This window comes from Ferroplasma acidarmanus Fer1, from assembly GCF_000152265.2.
GTDB classification, from domain to species: domain Archaea; phylum Thermoplasmatota; class Thermoplasmata; order Thermoplasmatales; family Thermoplasmataceae; genus Ferroplasma; species Ferroplasma acidiphilum.
Map to the genome: position 1 here is coordinate 471,077 of NC_021592.1, position 17,494 is coordinate 488,570.

Genomic DNA, 17,494 nt, shown 5'->3' on the forward strand with positions numbered 1-17,494 from the left:
ATTATAGATAGCTAAAATAGATTAACGAATAACAATCAAAAAAAGCAATTATAAAATATAGGTAATATTACCGGTAAAGTTTAATTAATTCCCTGGTTATTCTGGTTTCTGGTTGATTCTTCATACCTTTTCTGGATAGCCTGTTCCAGCTCCTTGTATTTCTCTTCCAGTGTCTTTTGCTGGTTTTCAAGTGTTTTAAGCCTCATCTGGCTCAGTTCCTTCTGCTCTTCCAGGTCAGAAACAAGTTTTTCCCTGTCATCAATCTTATAAATAATAGGTCCTACATTTTTATATATCGGGGCATCTTTACCTACTGTATTCAGTTCTTTAAGCGTTTTGTCAAGTTCTTTAACCTTCATGTCAATCTGATATCTCTGGTTTGCAACTTGCTCTATCTGTGCCTGCATGTCCTGTGCCTGTTTTATCTGGTTCTGCAAATATGCATTTAAGTTAGGTTCTACCATATATCTTCCTCCATTATTTTTTTAGTTACGTTCAATACCCTTGTTATTGAGGAAACACTGGCTCTTAAAGACGAAGTGTCAGGGGCTGTAATTATTATATATATACTGGAATTATCTTCCTTAACAGCAACACTTGACCTTCCAAATGTTTCCGTGACCTCTGGCCTTATAGCTTCCAGGTATTTTATGTACTCTGATTTCTTCAGGGTGAGTTTAACTCTGAACATTTCTACGTCATTATGATATATTATTATATAACTATTTGTCAGTTTTCAATGTGTTAAAATGTAGCATATTCCTTAACCTATAGCCTGCAATTTTTTATTTTTCCTGATACTGATTTCATGGGAATAGTAAAGAACTGCAAAAATACATACAAATATTACAGCGGAGATCAGGGCAGGCAAATATAATGCTACTACAGCATCTTCAATGCACTGGAATAAGCCGAGAAGTGTATAGAATATTAAAGCATTTATGCTAAATTTCGAACTCCCAGGAAGTATTAACAATAAAACTGCAAAGATTGAAATGGATGCTATAAAACATCCTGCGAAGTTTGTGAGAGGAACACCAAAATATATGCCAGGCACTGCCCAGTGCCATAGATGTATGGAAAAGCGTGGATCAAAAGATAAATCAATTGCCACCATCAATATAGATGAGGTAACAATTTTCCCACGCCCTGCGAGCCATGAGAAATATAATAGTGAAGACCAGAGGAATGGAATAGCCACTGGAACACTTAATAGTTCAGGGCCCAGAATTGAAGAATATACATATCTTCCAAATGGAATGCCCGTATGTACCCCTAAAAATTCAATAAAAAAGGCAAGAATGTAGGAAGCTGCAAAGAATTTCATGGTGAAATTAGCACCTTTAAATTTTATTGAATGATAAAAGTAGAATGGTATAAATATTACCTCCATGAAGACAGAAAGATCATAAATATGGGTGAACAGATATGCAATTAGCATAAGAATGCCAGATGCAAGGTAGGCATAGGCAATGAGCCATTCAGATTTCATTGGATAAACATGGTTAAATTCTATTTGATACTTTTCCGGATGCCTGCCACCGTATGTTTATATATTCATAATTTATCAGTTTCTGTGGCGGGCTTAAATTTATCCAATACATTTCTTGTAATTGTTCTTCTGTTAATATTTTCCCGGATCTTATATAGAAGGCTAAAACAGGGAATTAACGGAAGACGGTATAAAACTGCAAGGCTATTCATAACCCCTACCATTTATTTCCTGCTTCTTGTGTTCTTTATGGTTGCATTCATAGGGAATGTAGATTATATTATTATAGTAATACTGCTCTGCGTTGTTGGAATTATACCCGGATTTATCTATGGTGAGCGTGTAACATTTTTTGACAGGAACGGCCAGATTTTTTATAAAAGGTCTCCATATATACTCGCTTTCTGGGTTGCAGGGTTTATGGTAAGGATATTGCTTGAATTTATTTTCCCTTCAAATCTGGAAATACAGTTTATAGTGGATGCAATACTTGCTGTAACCCTGGGGCTTATTGTGGGAGAATCCATTAAAACCTACAGGAAATACAGGGAATATGCAATAGAGAATAACATTCCCGTAAATTAGTGTTTTCCGTATAAACAATCATTCCGGAGAAAACAGGATTTGCATACAGGCGTTTTTTTGCAGAAATCTTTTCCAAGATTTACGATCATGCCATGAAAGTTTTTAAGCTGATCTATCTCAGAAAATTCCTCCTCTGCGTAATTCCTTATTTCTTTTCTTGAAAACTCCTTACCATAAAATCTTTTGAAAAATCTCAGTGTATATGCATCAACAACAAATACTGGATAGTCGAGTGCATAGAGCATTATAGATTCCATAGTTTCATTTCCAACCCCGTCAAGGCCCATGATAAATCCTTCTATTTCTTTCATGTCTTTATTTTTCATACCGGGCAGGTTGCCATATTTTTCTGTGATTTCCTTTGAAACGGTCAGGAGGTACCGGCTCTTCTGGTTATAGAACCCGGAGCTCTTAATAAGTTCCTTCAATCTCTCCTGATCCGTTGTGGCTATTTCATCCAGGGTATAAACATGGTTTTCTTTCATTTTTTTCAATGCCTTTTCCACGTTTTTCCATGATGTATTCTGTGTAAGTATAGTTCCAATTACAGTCTCATCATCAGTTTCTGAAGGCCACCATTCCAGGTTTCCATAGTAAACATACAGTAAATTGTAAAGGTCCCCGAACATTATACTGTTATAGTTAAATTATTAAAAAATATTTTTGTTGCATTAATTCAGTATGAGATTTAAATACAGAAAAAAATAACCAGGTATTATTTCAGGACACTCAGGGCAACCAGGGCGTCGAGGAAATATTGTATGGCAAAGCCTGCAACAAGAAGTCCGAAAATTCTTGTTATTGCTGTCATCACCTTGTCTCCCAGCAGGCTTAATATTTTGGATGAATATATGAAGAAAAAATACACAATGACAAGCACCAATAGCACAGAAACAATAGTAAGAATTTTTGTGAATAAGTCACCCTTCATGAGGATAATAACAAGAGATATAGCACCAGGGCCTGCGAGAAGCGGGGTTGCAAATGGAACTATTCCCATGTTCTTTGAACTGTCTACGGACGTATCAGGTTTAGCTCCCTGCCTCACCATTTCTATTCCCATGAGCAGGAGTATTATTCCACCTGCAATTTCCAGTGCTTCTATGGATATACCAAAAAATTCTATTATAAGCCCCCCTGCCAGTGCGAAAAGTATTATTATAATTCCAGCATAAAAAACAGCATCCCTTGAAATGGTCCTTCGTGTATCACGGTTGAAGGAGCCGGTCATGCTTACAAATATTGCAAGGCTTCCAAATGGATCTATAACCACAAAAAGTGGCATGAATACTTTCAGGAAGTCTGTACTAAATGTCATATTACTGTATAGTAATGATATATATAAATTGAATTTTTTTTATTTATTTAACCAGATGGTAATGTATTATTATATAATATGCAGCCGCTGAAAAAGCAAAAAATATTATATGATTTTTATATGAGTCAAAAATGAAAGTGCTTATTCTGGGCATTGACGGATACATCGGTTTTCCTCTTGCACTGAGGCTTCTTGATAGAGGATATGAAGTATATGGTGCCGACAATTTTTATACACGCAGAAGGGTAAAAAATGTAGGTTCTAAATCTGCGGTAAAGATTAATTCTTTTGCCACACGGAACAAAAAACTGAATAATGCCATTAAGTTTTACATGGGCGATGTTAGCAATCCGAAATTTGTATACGATATAATAAGGGATTCAGGGGCAGATGCCATAGTCCACCTGGCCGAACAGCGTTCTGCACCCTATTCAATGATATCACTTAAAACGGCGACGGAAACACTGGACAAAAATATAGAAAGCACAATGAATATAATATATGCGGTAAAAGACCTGAACAGGGATATACATATAGTTAAACTAGGTTCCATGGGTGAATATGGAACACCGAATATTGATATACCTGAAGGATTCCTGGATGTCCAGTTCCATGGAAGAAGCGATAAATTGCCTTTCCCACGGATGGGGCAATCCTGGTACCACCTGTCAAAAATTTTTGACACTTACAACCTGATGCTTGCAAACCGGATCTGGGGGCTAAACGTCAGTGATGTTATGCAGGGTGTTGTTTACGGCACAAGAACTCCTGAGATTACAAAATACAAACTCTTTACTAGGTTCGACATTGACCAGATATACGGAACAGTGCTGAACAGATTCATTTCACAGGCGGTAATAGGATACCCGCTGACAGTGTATGGAAAAGGAGACCAGAAGCGTGCGTTTTTGTCCCTGGAAGATAGTGTAGAATGCCTTAACCTGATACTTGACCACCCGGCTGAAAAAGAATACAAGGTATACAACCAGTTTGATGAATATTATCCATTAAATTATCTTGCAGAAACGGTTAAAAACAGGTATGAATCGATATATGGAAAGAAGGTAAGCATAAACCATGTGCCTAATCCCAGGGTGGAAATGGAAGACCACTATTATAATCCGGCAAACCAGAATTTAAAGGATATCGGATACAGGAGGCAGAGGTCACTGGAAGATGAAGTCCCTGTTATGATAAAGGATGTGAGGAACAACATAAATACAGTTTATAGCCTGAAGAATGTTATAAAGCCCTCAACTAACTGGAGATAAGTTTTCTGGAGAAATTATATGCCCTCCTGAGGATTTTATAATAATCATTGCTATTTCCGATACTGAGCCAGTCCGATCTTCTTATTTTAAATGGAATAACTGTATTTCCATTAATTATGTGCCTATTTATTGCAGGGGTTAATTCGGTACCGTCCAGCAGGTCCATCACATTCTTTTTAATTACATAGAACGCTGCAAGTGCATATTTTGAAGCGGGATGTTCGGGCTTCTCCACAACAGATTCCACAATACCGTTTTTTATATTCGCCACGCCATACCTTTGGGGGTTCGGGACTGCCATTACACTGAGAATGGTTTTGCCTGTTGACCTGTAAAGGTCAACCATATTTTTTGTTTTATTCCTATCCAGTATGAGCCCGTCACCTGCATTCAGTATGAAATCTCCTGGAATGTATTCTTTAGCCAGTGCCACAGCCTTTCCATATCCCTCCGCCCGTTTCTGGTATATATATTCGGATTTTACATTTAGTGTTGAAAGATAATCTGCTGTATGCCTGTCCTTAGCATCCAGCACAATAAAAAACTTATCTGCTCCGGATAGTGATAGATTGTGGATTATGCACTCAAGAATAGGCCTGAGAACTATTTTCCCATTTCTGACAGCATAAACTGGAAGCATCTCTTTTCTCATGCCTTCCGGAAGATTAGCACGGGTTCCAAGCCCGGCAGCAGTTATAAGGGCGTCCATAAATGGTAATTGAATTCATTTTATTAATAATGTTGCTGGAACCGGTTCAATATAATATTAATAGTGATTAGCAATTATATATGGATGGAATGTTCAATATGCGGCGCTACTGCTGTATATGAGGTAAAATACAACGGTTCTGCACTGTGCAAAAACCACTTTATTACGTATGTGGAAAAGAGGGTGAAGCGTGAGATACGTGAACAGGTAGACTTCGGCAATAAAAAAACCAGGATTTCTGTTGCAATCTCAGGTGGAAAAGATAGTTCTGCAACATTATATCTGTTGCATAAGATACTGTCAGAGAGAAGGAACCTTGAACTTACGGCATTTACTGTGGATGAGGGCATAGAGGGGTACAGGAGCACGGGGCTTGAGAAGGCCAGAAAATTGTGTGAAAATCTGGGAATTGAACATAATGTAATATCATACAAGGAAAACTATGGCTATTCACTGGATGAAATAATGAAAATAGACAAAAAAACTATTTCATGCTCCCACTGTGGCCCTATGAGGAGGCAATTAATGAACAGGATATCTGAATACACTGAATCTGATTACGTTGCCCTGGGCATTAACCTTGACGATTATGCACAATCAATACTGATGAATGTTGCAAAGGGAGATGTGGCACGCTACGCAAGGATGGCTCCCCATTCCTACACGAGGGAGGGTTTAGTGCCAAGAATCTTGCCATTGAGAAAAATACCTGAGAAGGAAGTGGTGCTTTACGCTATTTTAAATGGCATAGATTTTGACTCCAGCTGGTGCCCTTATTATAGCATGGCCCAGAGGAATTCATTCAGGGATATTATAGAAAAACTTGAAAAGGAAACTCCGGGGACAAAATTTGCAATAGTAAAATTCTTTGATGAAACGAGGAAATCAATCAGGGAACACTATGTCAATGAAAATGTTAAGTTAAATTCGTGTAAAATATGCGGTGCACCAACTCCGGGAGAGATATGTGAGGTCTGTTCTGACCTTGAACATATAAGGGCAATAGATAATGAAACATAGAAATATTTATTTAATTTCTAATAATAGGGGGTCTACGGGGTTGTAGCTTAGCTTGGTTGGAGCACCCGGCTGATAACCGGGAGGTCACCGGTTCAAATCCGGTCAGCCCCATATTTAATTAGGTTTAAGCATTTTTTGATCTTTAAGGAAAGAAAGCCTATTTTTGCGATTTTGATTATATATTAGCCAAATTTGTGAGAAAATAAAGGTCATTGAGAGGGATACAATTTTTTTCTACTATCCGGTATCTGCCTCCTTAAGTTCTTCAAGAGAAAGTGTTCGCTGTTCAGTACTCGAATGTTAAAGCCATAGTTGAGGAGTTCCACGAAGATCCTCTCTGCGCTTTCCCTTTCATCCAACCCAATGCTCTCGTTGTTTGCTTCCTTAAAAAAGGAATAAGCCACCATGGTGCCATACAGCACGGATGCATTGGCGAGAGCATGAGAAGGTGTTAAGAGGTGAATTAGAACTAATCCTACAGCGTTAATCATCTCGGGGGTGTGCTCGCATACCCATTCATACAGTATTGCTGTGTTAATATAAGGTTCAGGGTTACATGCCTTGTCAAATTCTGGCATTTTAACCCCCATCTCTTCTAGATATTTCTCAATGATATCCCAAGGGGGATCTTTCCTCACCTGAAGCGAGATTCGCCATAGCTCTGGCGGAAAAACGAACTCTCCTACTTTGCCATCAGGAAAAACCATTCTGCCCATATGAGCTGGTATTCCACTAAGGCCCCATGCTTCCATCATCATGCCGTGGATCGTCCTCTGGCTTTCGACACGTCGTATTTCGTTAGCTCGCTCTATTCCATGAATCTTTGCGTACCATTCGTACATGATTTCCTTGCCGTCATTCTGGATCACTTCACGCAAACCTTCGGTTACTACTCTTTCAATATCAGTCAGCTGCTTAGGAATAGTCCTTACTTCGTGAGTACGTGAAAAACACGCGTACGCCCCCTTTATGTGCCTCATCTGATTTTTGCCCTCAACCTGTGAGTACAGAGCTTTCATAGGTTTTTTGCAGGAGCTACACATAGGAGCGCCGGGAAGTCCATGACCCATCTCTGGTAAATCTTTCTTGTCTATCTCCAGCATTCCGCAGACAGGGCAAGTCCAACCAACAGGTACCCATCTCTTTTTTCCAGCCGATGAAACCAGACAGTAAGTTTTTCTCATTTTTGCGTGTCCGTGTAGACAATTAGGGGCTTTTTGCTTCATAGGTTATAGTAAACATAAACCCAGCAGGTATTTATATATTTCGATGATGTTGAGTTATGAAAGATAAAATGTCTAAAGAGTTCTCGCTTAGTATTGAACTGCGTAACTTACCTAATAACGGGGGAAGAGATCTTTTGGGAAAAGAACTTAAAAAGAAGGATAAAAAATTGAATCGTTCGAAATACAAGGTCCATGGACTTAGCAAATCGGAAATACCACTAATTGAGGGGAAGTTATGTCTATAGAGTTAATTGCTTCCGAAATAGCCTCTAAGATATATAATTTCATCAACAGTCTTCTAGGGTTTCCCTGGATTTCAATAGTTATTCCAAGTGCATATATTCAGTATCTTGCACCTGTTTCATTGATTTTGGTGGGTTATCTAGCTGAACGTCACTACGTTGGCAGAATACCCATTTTCACCAATTCCATTGCATTGAATATTCTGTTCTATTATTCTCAATCAAATTTATTATATTTCGGTAGTTTGTTCATGTCAGTTTTTGAATGGTATGCTAATATAGGAATAATAATGGGACTTATTGCAGTTATATCTTATGCATCAAACGGGAAACAAAGTAAGACCTATTACACAATTGCTTGGGCGTATTCATCAATAGTGGTTGGCCTTTTAATGGTTATATTTTATGCATACCCTTACATTTCCTAATATTGAATTTATTTTAGATGTATAATTACGATTAGTAAAGCACAGGAACACCTTTTTAAATTATTCGAATTCTGATAAACCACGCTAAATTTTCAAAACGGTATATAAAAAGCGACATATTTTCCAATCTTATCAACATTTACCCATTTTTATTTTAATGTTTTAAATAATTCTATTAACCTGAATTCATATTAATCTATTCAGATTGTGGTTTTATATAGATATGTGAGAAGACCTGGAAGTATCGTTTTGCAAAGGGTAGCCAATATTAATAGGGATTTTTCAAATCATTAACATGCTTATCCCATTATACCGGATTTTCTCTTTGAAATTCCCTTATATAGTGGTTTACTTAAATCTAATTCTGAAATCAACCCTCAAATGTTTATATATGAATTTACTGATTAACAATTCAGTGTATGTTAATTGAAATGGGTCTCCACTCTCACATATACAATTGGGCACATCACTGCTGTGATAGGCGGGGAGAGTTTTTCTTTCTTTTGCTAATTATAATCTTTCTGAGTTCAATCCATGAACTTGATAGCACTGAAACTATTATGATCAAAACCCAATTTCTGTATTCAATGGTTGATGTATCTATGATAGCGTGTAGCGGCGGGAAAACAGTTATAACTATGAGGGCCCCTACAACGATTAATCCCCACGATAGAATTACCCAATTAGAAAAAAATGGCCTCTGTGAAACTGGCTCGCGCTCTGTCCTGAGGTTCTGGGCAAGGATCACCTGGGAAAGTATCCATGTTGCAAAAGCTGCCGTCTGTGCCTGGATGATATCCCCTTCACTATAGTATATATATAAATATATGAAAGTAACCGCAAGAAATACTCCAAGGGCACTTGTCAGAATAGAAATTATCATAGGCCTGTCCATGAAATCTGCACCCCGTTTCTGTGGTGCAGCATGCAGAATGCCAGGTTCATCCCGCTCTTTCAAAAATCCCCAGAGTGCACCAACATCCATGAACATCTCCATTATTATAATCTGTATCGGCATGAAGGGGAAAGGAATGATCAATAGTATCGGGACAAGGAGAATCAAGATCAGTGAGATCTTAACTGCAATATAGTACCTGATGCCTTTTTTTAGAGTGTATTGCATCTTTCTGCCTTCGAATACTGCCTCTGCTATAGTATGGAAATTATCGTCTTCCAGTACTATGTCTGAAGCTTCCTTGGCAACTTCAGTTCCTCTTTTCCCCATTGATATGCCAATTTCGGCAGCTCTCAATGCAGAAGCATCATTTGCACCATCGCCAGTCACAGCAACAATTTCACCATTCTTTTGAAGTGCCTTTACAATCCGCAGCTTCTGATCATGGGTTATTCTTGCAAAGATAGATGTTTTCTCAATGGCTTTAGAAAGCTCATCATCTGGCATAGCCCTGATTTGATCTCCGGTAAGGGTTGATTCCGCGTTTTTTATGCCAACCATTTTTCCAATAGTTTCTGCTGTTACCGGATAGTCTCCCGTGAGCATTATTACCCTAATTCCCGCATTCTGGCAGAGCTTTACGGCGTTCTTTACTCCTTTCCCTGGAGGGTCTATGAAGCTAATCATGCCTATGAATATCATATCACTATCGACAAAATCTCTCTCTTCAGCCTGACCATTTATTCTTTTATAGGCGAAAGCTATGGTCCTCTCACCAACTTTTGCCACCTCATTTATAGCATCCCTTATAATTTTTAAATCACTTTCGGATTTGACTTTATTTGAAGATTCATCCATCATTATACTCGTGCATCTTGATAAAACAACTTCGGGGGCCCCACTTGTATATGCAACATAACCATCATGACCGGAATACACATAACTCGCACGTTTTATGTTACTGTCAAAACCGAATCGACCAGTTATCAGGTATTCACTTTCCAATTCATGAATATCAAGTCCGGAATTAATTGCATATTTGAGTATTGCTACCTCCATCGGGTCTTTGTATCCCTCAGAAAATTTCTGTTCAATTTCCAAATTTCCTGTAGCAAGTACCGCTGATTTAAGGAAACTGGTGTTGCCCTTTTGAGCAGCTTCATATAGTTTTTCGCCAACAAGAATATGATTAACTTTCATAGCATTTTCTGTGATAGTTCCAGTCTTATCTGTGGCAATAACTGTAACGCTACCCAGAGTTTGTGCTGCAGTAAGGCCTTTAACAATGGCTTTCTTCTTCGATAGGGAATATGCCCCTATTGCTAGGGTTATTGTTATCAAAATTGGTATCTCTTCGGGAACTGTAGCGAATGCCATAGAAAGACCCATTAATATCATCTGATCCAAGGGGTCACCGTGCACATAGCCTATCAGTGGAATTAGGGCGCTGAAGAAAACTGCTATTACTATCAGGAGCCGGGCAGTTTTATTCAATGACTTTTCTAAAGGTGTTGGAATGTCTTTATGATTCTTGACTGATTCAGAAATTTTCCCAATTTCTGTTTTCAACCCGGTGGACGTAACGGCAAATTTACCGTTTCCCTGCACCACTAGTGTTCCTGAAACTACCCTGTGCATATTTGCACCCGGCTTGGTTTCAGGTTCATCAAAACTGACCTTGTTCACAGGATATGATTCTCCCGTAACGAGTGATTCGTCAATATATAAGCCTGAGGAACTTACAACAATGCCATCTGCCGGGACCATGTCTCCTGTTCGAAGGTATACAATATCACCTGGAACTAACACGCTGGTGGATTTTTCCAGCAGTGAACCGTTCCTTAAAACCCATGTTTTGGGAGTAACCATGCTGTGAAGTGCCTGTATAGATATCTGGGCCTTTTTTACATTATAAACTTCAATTACTATCACGGCGAAAACTATAATGATTACAGTAAAGGATTCAAATGGGGTTCCTATTAGAAAATATATGATTCCAATAACCACAAGAACAAGTATTAGTGGTTCTTTTAACTGGTCCAGAAAAATCTGGAGAATGCCATGTTTTTTGGCTTCAGGGATAGCATTTAAACCGTAACTTTGAATTCTGCGTGTTGCTTCTGATTCAGTCAACCCATTTTCAACATCAACCCCGAGAGATTTGAGAATGCTTTCCACATCTTCGATCTCGTGGTTAGATGTTTCCTTCCCCATATATAAGAAGGATTATGTGCTATAAAAAAGGTTGCAAATGCGTTGATATAGTACAAAAGTTATTGGGAAGACAGACACAATGCATGCATGATTCAAAGTTTGTCATCGTTCCTAACGTTGCCTCTTTAGGGATATCAGTGTTCCCTTTGTACGCATCACTGTCTACGTACAATTGATCTATGCCTTCCTCAAATACTCGACGCAATGCTATGTTGAACGAAGCTGTGACATCAGCATGAATAACGTGCCCCCGGTCAGAGCGCCTGAATGATTTACAGTACAGGTTGACTGTGAGTCCATACCTCGATTCCTTTGGAGAGTTCAGATTACCATAATTCACTGTTTGTGTTTTCCTGATAATTAAGTTCGTATTGATAACTTGGAAATCTGTAGCTCATTTAATATACCACAATTCTTCCAGGTTATTTTGATATTTTTTGTCTTTTTTATTTTCTAATGAAACATATCTGTTTATAGGAGGTTGCCCATGTGCAACGCTCATACACATATTGTCTATTTCCTTTGGCGAATCTATGAATTCCCTAACCCATCCCTGTAAAAATAAACTCGGTGGATCAAAGTGGCTTTCCTTGTTATATGAATATTCCTGTTCAACCAAAAATAATTGATGCAATATACCTATTGTCATTAAATTGTTTAGATATAAATTAAAATTTTCTTCCTTTAAGCTATACAATGCTTCTTCCGGGTCTTCTCCATAATATATAGAATCGAAAGCAGACAGTAACTTATTCCTTAAATCAGGCCTGCTTTTTATCCTTAAATTTAAATCTATCAATATTCTCAGGTGGTTCGGCCTGAAATCCATATTATTTTCATGTAACCATATCTGAAAATTTTTTGAAGGGTCATAATTGACGAAGTTTTTAGATAATTTAGACGGCCTTATGATATATATTTCAGCACTATCATATGAATGTATACTTTTTTTATTATCATATCCTAACTCTTTCACAATATTGAATAATTTATTTTTATCCATAAAAATGCTTATTTAATATTCAATAAATAACTTCATTTATAATACATATAAATAAATATCAATATGTATTTTTGCTTATATACTATGATTAGAAAGAAGAGAGTGACGCTAACAATAGATATAAGTACATACGAAAAATTCAAAGAAGTTTGCAAAAATGAAGATATAAAAATGTCAACGAAAATCAATACATTAATAACCAAATGGCTGGCGGTGCAGGAAAATGAAAATGAAAAGGATAACTTTAGATGATTATAACAATTATAAGAAATTAAATGATATTGTAACAATAGAGGATAATAAAATAAAGATCGGTGAAAAAAATATTATAGAAACTTTAGAGCCTGAAAAATTCAATTTGGAAATAGATAATGTCTGGAGCTTCCCTGAAAGAGGAAAATGGTGCACACATTATCTAAATGCAAAATATAGGGGCAACTACGCACCCCAGCTCCCCAGAAATATAATTTTAAGATATTCTAAAGAGAATGATTTGATTTTAGACCCTTTTTCAGGTTCAGGGACAACATTAATCGAAGCAAAATTATTGAAAAGGCATGGAATAGGGATGGATATAAATTTAGGTTCTGCAATGATTACAATGGATAGGCTAAATTTTAATAATTCTGAGAATAATTTAATTGAACCGGAGATATTCAACGGCGATGCCAGAAATTTAAATGAAATAGAAGATGAAAGTATTGATTTAATAATGACACACCCTCCATATGCTAATATTATAAAATATTCAAAAGATAACATTATAAAAGATGATTTGTCCTCTATAGAATCACTGGAGGAATATTATAAGAAATTCAAAAAGGTAATTAAAGAGATGCATCGTACTCTTAAAAAAGGAAAATACTGTGCAATATTAATAGGCGATACAAGAAAAAAAGGATATCAAATTCCAATATCATTTACAATCATGCAATTATTCCTTAAAGAGGGATTTGTCCTGAAAGAGGATATAATAAAAGTACAGCATAATACTAAAACCCGGCATTACTGGGCATCGTTATCCATAAAAAACAATTTCATGCTTCTGGCATACGAACACTTATTTGTTTTTAAAAAACTGTAAAAATTAATAATTTGTTACTATTATTTCTTTTAATCCTGTTCTTTTACTTGCATCACTGTTGATAAACCGGTTTACATTTACAATATTAATATTAAATTCATTATATAATTCTAACATTTTTTCATTATAGGAATTGCTTAACATGACATTTACATTTTTATCTGCTAATCCTTTAAAAACTTTGAATAATCTTTTCTGCTCATCGTAGTCAAAGCCATTTTTTGTATAACCTGTAAAATATGATGTTTTATTTAGCGGTTGATAAGGTGGGTCAAAATAAACAAAATCATTCTCTTTTGCTTCTTTAACTACGGTTTCAAAATCAGAATTAAATATGTTGATATTTTTTAACATTATACTAAAATTATAAATATTATTATAATCAAACATGTTAACATTTTTGTATTTTCCAAAAGGAACGTTAAATTTATTATTGGAATTAACTCTCCATAAGCCATTATAAGCGTGCTTATTAAAATATAAAAATAGTACAGCTCTTCTTATTTTATAATTATTATCCCCGATAATATCATTGTATTCATCCCTTAAATTGTAATATTCAATATTATTCGGCAAATTATCCTTCTTTTCTTCTTCCAAAAATTCATTTAAATTATATTTTATTACATTATAAAAATTTATCAACTCCCCATTTAAATCTGATATTGCTCCATATTTTATTAAATTATTATTGTATAAATGGATTAAAAATGATGCACCGCCTGCAAATGGTTCATAATAATAATTGAACTTTTCTGGTATTCTTTTGTATAATTCATTTATTATCTGCCTTTTGCCTCCTGCCCATTTTAGCAAAGGTTTTACACTTCCATATCCATTGATATTAATCATTTATTAATATATATTATAAAAGTAATAAACGTTTTTGTTTTAAAAGTTATATCCGCGGATTCTGTAAATATATATCCTCTATTATGATAGCTTCATTAATTTAATTTTAACCCATAAGTCAACTACCCACAGCTAAAGCAGTGAGCTTGCAACTGGGCTGTCACAATGGACAAAAAAATCACCCGCTACAATAGGCTGGTTGGCAACAGCCCTGTTCCTGATATTGAGAGAAGCAATATAATCTGCTTCTCCCTTTAATCCACAGGAAATGCATTTAAATATAGACCTCTCAGGCCTGTTCTTTTTTGATATAGTATGGCAATTGGGACATTCTCTGCTTGTGTTGTGTGGGTCTATAACTATTACGGGAATGCCTGCTTCTTTTGCCTTATACTCTATAAACAGCCTGAGCTGATAGAAAGCCCATGAATTATGGATATATTTATTTCCTTTCTTAACAGTTTCCCTCATTCTAATGCCAGTAAGGTCTTCAATGGCAATAGCGGAAGAGGTGCCTTTGGCTTTCTTTACAATATTTTTAGATATTATATGGTTGGTATTTGTAGCAAATCTATGCTCTTTTCCTGAAAGCTTCTTAAGATGCCTTTCTGCTGATCTGGTATTAACAGATTGCAATCTGGAGCGTAGATCTAAATTGTGTTCTCTGACTCCTTTTATTTCATTACCTGAGTAGTACTTACCGGTAGAATCTACGGAGATATTTGCAATGCCCATATCTACCCCTATAACATTCTTAGGTTCAATAACTGGTTGTTCCGGTACATCAACGCTGACCATTAAATAAAAGAGCTTATGTCTCCTTACAAGGTCACATTGGCCCCTTACCATATCAAAGGGTATATCAGCATATTTTCCAATGGTTATAGGTATTCTTATTCTTCCCTTAATAGTGTTAAGGCTTACTTCATCCATGCCTTTAAAACTCATTATTCTCTGGTCATATACAATTGAACCGTATTCCCGGAACTCATGGAATACTAATCTATCAGTCATATAGGTGTCAACAACCTTTGCAATAACTCTTATGGTTAACTGTGCTGATAACCCGAATTTATTTCTTATATCATAATATACTAATTTCTGGAGGGATATTTTATTGTATATTTTATTATCCCATGCTATTCTGGATACAAAATTACATGCTTCATTGAATTTTTTGAATGTGTTGAGGAGCATATCCTTCTGATTATCGTCTGGAAGCAACTTGATTTGAAGGGTTTTGAGCACATTATACAAATATAAACTCAATATATAAAATTGTCGCAATTCCTCCTATGACTAAAGTCATAGGCTTCCTTGCGACGGGATCGTGAACAGCTACTAAAAATTGCCATACTCTATAAGCGATTTTTGTTAAAGTAATTAAGCCTAAGAAATAATGATAATTCATTTTTAATATCGCACATATATTTATCTTCAAGAATTCCAATAAAAGCAATAAATCTTTTAACGTCAATAGATCTAATTTAGAACATTAATGCAATTGAATCCATTGTCAATCGATTATTTGTGGATTTTTTTATTTTCATTGTATATGGAAACCTAGCTGCATCTATCTGAGATGTAAAGGGTATAACGGCAACAAGTCCTGTCTCTACATGTTTAGAAATCGCTACAGCAGGTCTGGTTTTATTCTGTTCATGGCCGGTAACATCGTTCAGGTTAACAAAATACAATGAGCCGCTGTTGATTTTATTGATATCAATCAATATTATCCCATTCCATCATTTCACTTTTGAGCTCATCTGTCAAAAATTCATCCTTAAACAATAATTCTTTCGCTTTGTTTTGTCCATTTATTATATCCATATCAGATAAATGTGGCTTTATCTCTTTCATTTTCTTTTCTACAAGTTCTACATCTTCATATGTTAAATTTAGAAGCATAATGGTACTTGCAGATTCCATCTGGATAATATTAGTATCAAATATATTGATAAATTTATCCAAGATAATTTTTTCCCTTTCAGGTATTATATAGCCAGAATTATTAAAATTATGGTTATCATTATTAATATCATAATAATCTTTTGCAAGGGAGCTCGAATAAGGCCTGTGTTTCCATAAATGAAAATTATAATTTAATTCCATTCCCATGGTTTTAAGTATAAATGCTATTTTTTGGATTTGAAATCGTTCCTCGAAACTATTTATATTGAATTTAATGCCCAGATAATTAAAATATGCTATTAACTTCTTTATATCCTTCGACATAATAATGCTATATCATTCCCCATGATTTAAATTTACAAATCAAGAGTATATCTATATGGCATTTTCATGAAATGTTAAAGATTACCTTTTATTCATTTATTTCCGGGATTTTTGATCATTTCAGTTGGGTACCTGATTTTTATGTAAAATCGTTCCTCTCCCATTGCTATAACTACGTTTGATTATGCTCCTTGAATTGATAGAGAATCATTATATGAAGTAAAAATAGTTAATGAATTATTAGACGCAAATTGAAATTTCCCGGGAACCATATTTATTTCCAGTAAAATCGGCTTTAAATTGAGGATTATAGCACAACCGCGGAATGTTGAGGATAAATCTACAGTGATAACATACCACTGCATTATCAATTATTTTTATGATGAAAACATTAATTGAATTTCATGAAATTATACTGTTAAAAGGAATTCTTTAAATGGTTGCTAGGTATTTGTTATTATGACAAACAAGGTGGGGATACCTGTAAACGGAAGCAACGTAAGTGGACCTGGAGAGGGAACGGAAATTCATATATTTGAAGTTGAAAATACAAAATATAAACTTGTGGAAAGTTATGAAAATCCAGCAATAAAAGCCACTTCAACAAGAGGGATACATATGCTGAAATCGGTTCTCTCTAAGAATGTGAATGCAATTATAGTATCTGAAATCGGAGCACCTGGTGTCAATTTTCTTAAGAACAAAATCAAGATATATTATGCAAACAATATGAATGAGAACGAGGCCATGGAATTTTATATAAATAGCAAACTGGAAGAAATCACTATTGCTACACACGAATCGCCACACCATGATGGAAATACCCACAAATTATAATGTAAACATTATTCTAATAAAAATCTGCAATATGGAAAGTAAATATATTGCTTCTGGAACAATTTATCTTTAATATTTATAAA

Annotated in this window: 21 protein-coding genes and 1 tRNA gene; 9 read left to right on the forward strand and 13 right to left on the reverse strand. The window is 35.7% G+C overall.

Features of this window, described 5'->3' with window-relative positions; all coding sequences use genetic code 11:
• Nucleotides 1-80: 80 nt before the first annotated feature.
• From FACI_RS02180 to FACI_RS02190, 3 genes are all read right to left on the reverse strand, one after another.
• Nucleotides 81-464, reverse strand: coding sequence for a prefoldin subunit beta (locus FACI_RS02180; RefSeq protein WP_009886466.1), 384 nt, complete (start codon nt 462-464; stop codon nt 81-83).
• Nucleotides 458-691: a KEOPS complex subunit Pcc1 gene (locus FACI_RS02185; protein ID WP_009886467.1), complete on the reverse strand. Its 234-nt coding sequence runs from the start codon at nt 689-691 to the stop codon at nt 458-460. Before FACI_RS02185 ends, FACI_RS02180 begins: the two co-directional genes overlap by 7 nt.
• A 72-nt stretch (nt 692-763) precedes the next feature.
• Complete coding sequence (locus FACI_RS02190) at nt 764-1,492, reverse strand: carotenoid biosynthesis protein (RefSeq protein WP_009886468.1); 729 nt, start codon at nt 1,490-1,492, stop codon at nt 764-766.
• An 84-nt stretch (nt 1,493-1,576) separates the two neighbouring features.
• Here FACI_RS02190 and FACI_RS02195 point away from each other — a divergent pair, with 84 nt between their 5' ends.
• On the forward strand, nt 1,577-2,077 hold the full coding sequence (locus tag FACI_RS02195; protein ID WP_048074029.1) for a CcdC protein domain-containing protein: 501 nt from the start codon (nt 1,577-1,579) through the stop codon (nt 2,075-2,077).
• Here the strand turns inward: FACI_RS02195 and FACI_RS02200 are convergent.
• Both FACI_RS02200 and FACI_RS02205 read right to left on the reverse strand, forming a co-directional pair.
• Complete coding sequence (locus FACI_RS02200) at nt 2,074-2,706, reverse strand: endonuclease III domain-containing protein (RefSeq protein WP_009886470.1); 633 nt, start codon at nt 2,704-2,706, stop codon at nt 2,074-2,076. The two genes, FACI_RS02195 and FACI_RS02200, sit on opposite strands and share 4 nt — an antisense overlap.
• An 86-nt stretch (nt 2,707-2,792) precedes the next feature.
• Nucleotides 2,793-3,395 (reverse strand): MarC family protein, encoded by a 603-nt coding sequence (locus tag FACI_RS02205; RefSeq protein ID WP_009886471.1) that lies wholly within the window; start codon nt 3,393-3,395, stop codon nt 2,793-2,795.
• Nucleotides 3,396-3,526: 131 nt separating this feature from the next.
• Between FACI_RS02205 and agl3 the strand changes: the two genes are divergently transcribed.
• Nucleotides 3,527-4,666 carry a UDP-sulfoquinovose synthase gene (agl3, locus tag FACI_RS02210; protein WP_009886472.1) on the forward strand — a complete coding sequence of 380 codons (1,140 nt, stop codon included), beginning with the start codon at nt 3,527-3,529 and terminating at the stop codon, nt 4,664-4,666.
• On the opposite strand, the gene FACI_RS02215 is transcribed toward agl3, so the two are convergent.
• Entirely contained in the window at nt 4,653-5,375 is a 723-nt protein-coding gene (locus FACI_RS02215) for a sugar phosphate nucleotidyltransferase (protein ID WP_009886473.1), read from the reverse strand. The genes agl3 and FACI_RS02215 overlap by 14 nt on opposite strands.
• 84 nt (nt 5,376-5,459) lie before the next feature.
• Between FACI_RS02215 and FACI_RS02220 the strand changes: the two genes are divergently transcribed.
• Together FACI_RS02220 and FACI_RS02225 are read left to right on the forward strand one after the other, a co-directional pair.
• Nucleotides 5,460-6,395, forward strand: a complete 936-nt coding sequence (locus FACI_RS02220) for a TIGR00269 family protein (protein ID WP_009886474.1) — start codon at nt 5,460-5,462, stop codon at nt 6,393-6,395.
• Between the two features lie 36 nt (nt 6,396-6,431).
• Nucleotides 6,432-6,506, forward strand: a tRNA-Ile gene (locus FACI_RS02225).
• Nucleotides 6,507-6,604: 98 nt separating this feature from the next.
• On the opposite strand, the gene FACI_RS02230 is transcribed toward FACI_RS02225, so the two are convergent.
• Entirely contained in the window at nt 6,605-7,621 is a 1,017-nt protein-coding gene (locus FACI_RS02230) for a hypothetical protein (protein WP_009886475.1), read from the reverse strand.
• 56 nt (nt 7,622-7,677) lie between these two features.
• Between FACI_RS02230 and FACI_RS02235 the strand changes: the two genes are divergently transcribed.
• Nucleotides 7,678-7,866 carry a hypothetical protein gene (locus tag FACI_RS02235; protein ID WP_009886476.1) on the forward strand — a complete coding sequence of 63 codons (189 nt, stop codon included), beginning with the start codon at nt 7,678-7,680 and terminating at the stop codon, nt 7,864-7,866.
• Nucleotides 7,857-8,291: a hypothetical protein gene (locus tag FACI_RS02240; protein WP_009886477.1), complete on the forward strand. Its 435-nt coding sequence runs from the start codon at nt 7,857-7,859 to the stop codon at nt 8,289-8,291. The genes FACI_RS02235 and FACI_RS02240 overlap by 10 nt, the downstream gene beginning before the upstream one ends.
• Before the next feature lie 466 nt (nt 8,292-8,757).
• On the opposite strand, the gene FACI_RS02245 is transcribed toward FACI_RS02240, so the two are convergent.
• Both FACI_RS02245 and FACI_RS02250 read right to left on the reverse strand, forming a co-directional pair.
• On the reverse strand, nt 8,758-11,400 hold the full coding sequence (locus FACI_RS02245; protein ID WP_009886478.1) for a cation-translocating P-type ATPase: 2,643 nt from the start codon (nt 11,398-11,400) through the stop codon (nt 8,758-8,760).
• Nucleotides 11,401-11,794: 394 nt separating this feature from the next.
• Nucleotides 11,795-12,403, reverse strand: coding sequence for a hypothetical protein (locus tag FACI_RS02250; RefSeq protein WP_009886480.1), 609 nt, complete (start codon nt 12,401-12,403; stop codon nt 11,795-11,797).
• An 84-nt stretch (nt 12,404-12,487) separates the two neighbouring features.
• Here FACI_RS02250 and FACI_RS10205 point away from each other — a divergent pair, with 84 nt between their 5' ends.
• Together FACI_RS10205 and FACI_RS02255 are read left to right on the forward strand one after the other, a co-directional pair.
• Nucleotides 12,488-12,655, forward strand: a complete 168-nt coding sequence (locus FACI_RS10205; protein ID WP_009886481.1) for a hypothetical protein — start codon at nt 12,488-12,490, stop codon at nt 12,653-12,655.
• On the forward strand, nt 12,627-13,487 hold the full coding sequence (locus tag FACI_RS02255) for a TRM11 family SAM-dependent methyltransferase (RefSeq protein ID WP_009886482.1): 861 nt from the start codon (nt 12,627-12,629) through the stop codon (nt 13,485-13,487). The genes FACI_RS10205 and FACI_RS02255 overlap by 29 nt, the downstream gene beginning before the upstream one ends.
• A 3-nt stretch (nt 13,488-13,490) precedes the next feature.
• Here the strand turns inward: FACI_RS02255 and FACI_RS02260 are convergent, their stop codons facing one another.
• The 4 genes from FACI_RS02260 to FACI_RS02275 form a co-directional block, all read right to left on the reverse strand.
• A complete protein-coding gene (locus FACI_RS02260; RefSeq protein WP_009886483.1) occupies nt 13,491-14,339 on the reverse strand; it encodes a DNA adenine methylase in 849 nt (282 codons plus the stop codon).
• Nucleotides 14,340-14,471: 132 nt separating this feature from the next.
• Nucleotides 14,472-15,587: an RNA-guided endonuclease InsQ/TnpB family protein gene (locus tag FACI_RS02265; protein WP_019841414.1), complete on the reverse strand. Its 1,116-nt coding sequence runs from the start codon at nt 15,585-15,587 to the stop codon at nt 14,472-14,474.
• 239 nt (nt 15,588-15,826) lie between these two features.
• Nucleotides 15,827-16,069 (reverse strand): type II toxin-antitoxin system PemK/MazF family toxin, encoded by a 243-nt coding sequence (locus tag FACI_RS02270; RefSeq protein WP_009886486.1) that lies wholly within the window; start codon nt 16,067-16,069, stop codon nt 15,827-15,829.
• Nucleotides 16,062-16,574: a hypothetical protein gene (locus FACI_RS02275; protein ID WP_009886487.1), complete on the reverse strand. Its 513-nt coding sequence runs from the start codon at nt 16,572-16,574 to the stop codon at nt 16,062-16,064. Before FACI_RS02275 ends, FACI_RS02270 begins: the two co-directional genes overlap by 8 nt.
• A gap of 459 nt (nt 16,575-17,033) precedes the next feature.
• Here FACI_RS02275 and FACI_RS02280 point away from each other — a divergent pair, with 459 nt between their 5' ends.
• On the forward strand, nt 17,034-17,411 hold the full coding sequence (locus FACI_RS02280; RefSeq protein WP_009886488.1) for a NifB/NifX family molybdenum-iron cluster-binding protein: 378 nt from the start codon (nt 17,034-17,036) through the stop codon (nt 17,409-17,411).
• Nucleotides 17,412-17,494: the final 83 nt, after the last annotated feature.

Coding starts and splice junctions, on each gene's coding strand:
- FACI_RS02180 (WP_009886466.1), bottom strand. CDS start 464: ATGGTAGAACCTAACTTAAATGCATATTTGCAGAACCAGATAAAACAG.
- FACI_RS02185 (WP_009886467.1), bottom strand. CDS start 691: ATGTTCAGAGTTAAACTCACCCTGAAGAAATCAGAGTACATAAAATAC.
- FACI_RS02190 (WP_009886468.1), bottom strand. CDS start 1,492: ATGAAATCTGAATGGCTCATTGCCTATGCCTACCTTGCATCTGGCATT.
- FACI_RS02200 (WP_009886470.1), bottom strand. CDS start 2,706: ATGTTCGGGGACCTTTACAATTTACTGTATGTTTACTATGGAAACCTG.
- FACI_RS02205 (WP_009886471.1), bottom strand. CDS start 3,395: ATGACATTTAGTACAGACTTCCTGAAAGTATTCATGCCACTTTTTGTG.
- agl3 (WP_009886472.1), top strand. CDS start 3,527: ATGAAAGTGCTTATTCTGGGCATTGACGGATACATCGGTTTTCCTCTT.
- FACI_RS02215 (WP_009886473.1), bottom strand. CDS start 5,375: ATGGACGCCCTTATAACTGCTGCCGGGCTTGGAACCCGTGCTAATCTT.
- FACI_RS02220 (WP_009886474.1), top strand. CDS start 5,460: ATGGAATGTTCAATATGCGGCGCTACTGCTGTATATGAGGTAAAATAC.
- FACI_RS02230 (WP_009886475.1), bottom strand. CDS start 7,621: ATGAAGCAAAAAGCCCCTAATTGTCTACACGGACACGCAAAAATGAGA.
- FACI_RS02235 (WP_009886476.1), top strand. CDS start 7,678: ATGAAAGATAAAATGTCTAAAGAGTTCTCGCTTAGTATTGAACTGCGT.
- FACI_RS02240 (WP_009886477.1), top strand. CDS start 7,857: ATGTCTATAGAGTTAATTGCTTCCGAAATAGCCTCTAAGATATATAAT.
- FACI_RS02245 (WP_009886478.1), bottom strand. CDS start 11,400: ATGGGGAAGGAAACATCTAACCACGAGATCGAAGATGTGGAAAGCATT.
- FACI_RS02250 (WP_009886480.1), bottom strand. CDS start 12,403: ATGGATAAAAATAAATTATTCAATATTGTGAAAGAGTTAGGATATGAT.
- FACI_RS10205 (WP_009886481.1), top strand. CDS start 12,488: ATGATTAGAAAGAAGAGAGTGACGCTAACAATAGATATAAGTACATAC.
- FACI_RS02255 (WP_009886482.1), top strand. CDS start 12,627: ATGAAAATGAAAAGGATAACTTTAGATGATTATAACAATTATAAGAAA.
- FACI_RS02260 (WP_009886483.1), bottom strand. CDS start 14,339: ATGATTAATATCAATGGATATGGAAGTGTAAAACCTTTGCTAAAATGG.
- FACI_RS02275 (WP_009886487.1), bottom strand. CDS start 16,574: ATGTCGAAGGATATAAAGAAGTTAATAGCATATTTTAATTATCTGGGC.
- FACI_RS02280 (WP_009886488.1), top strand. CDS start 17,034: ATGACAAACAAGGTGGGGATACCTGTAAACGGAAGCAACGTAAGTGGA.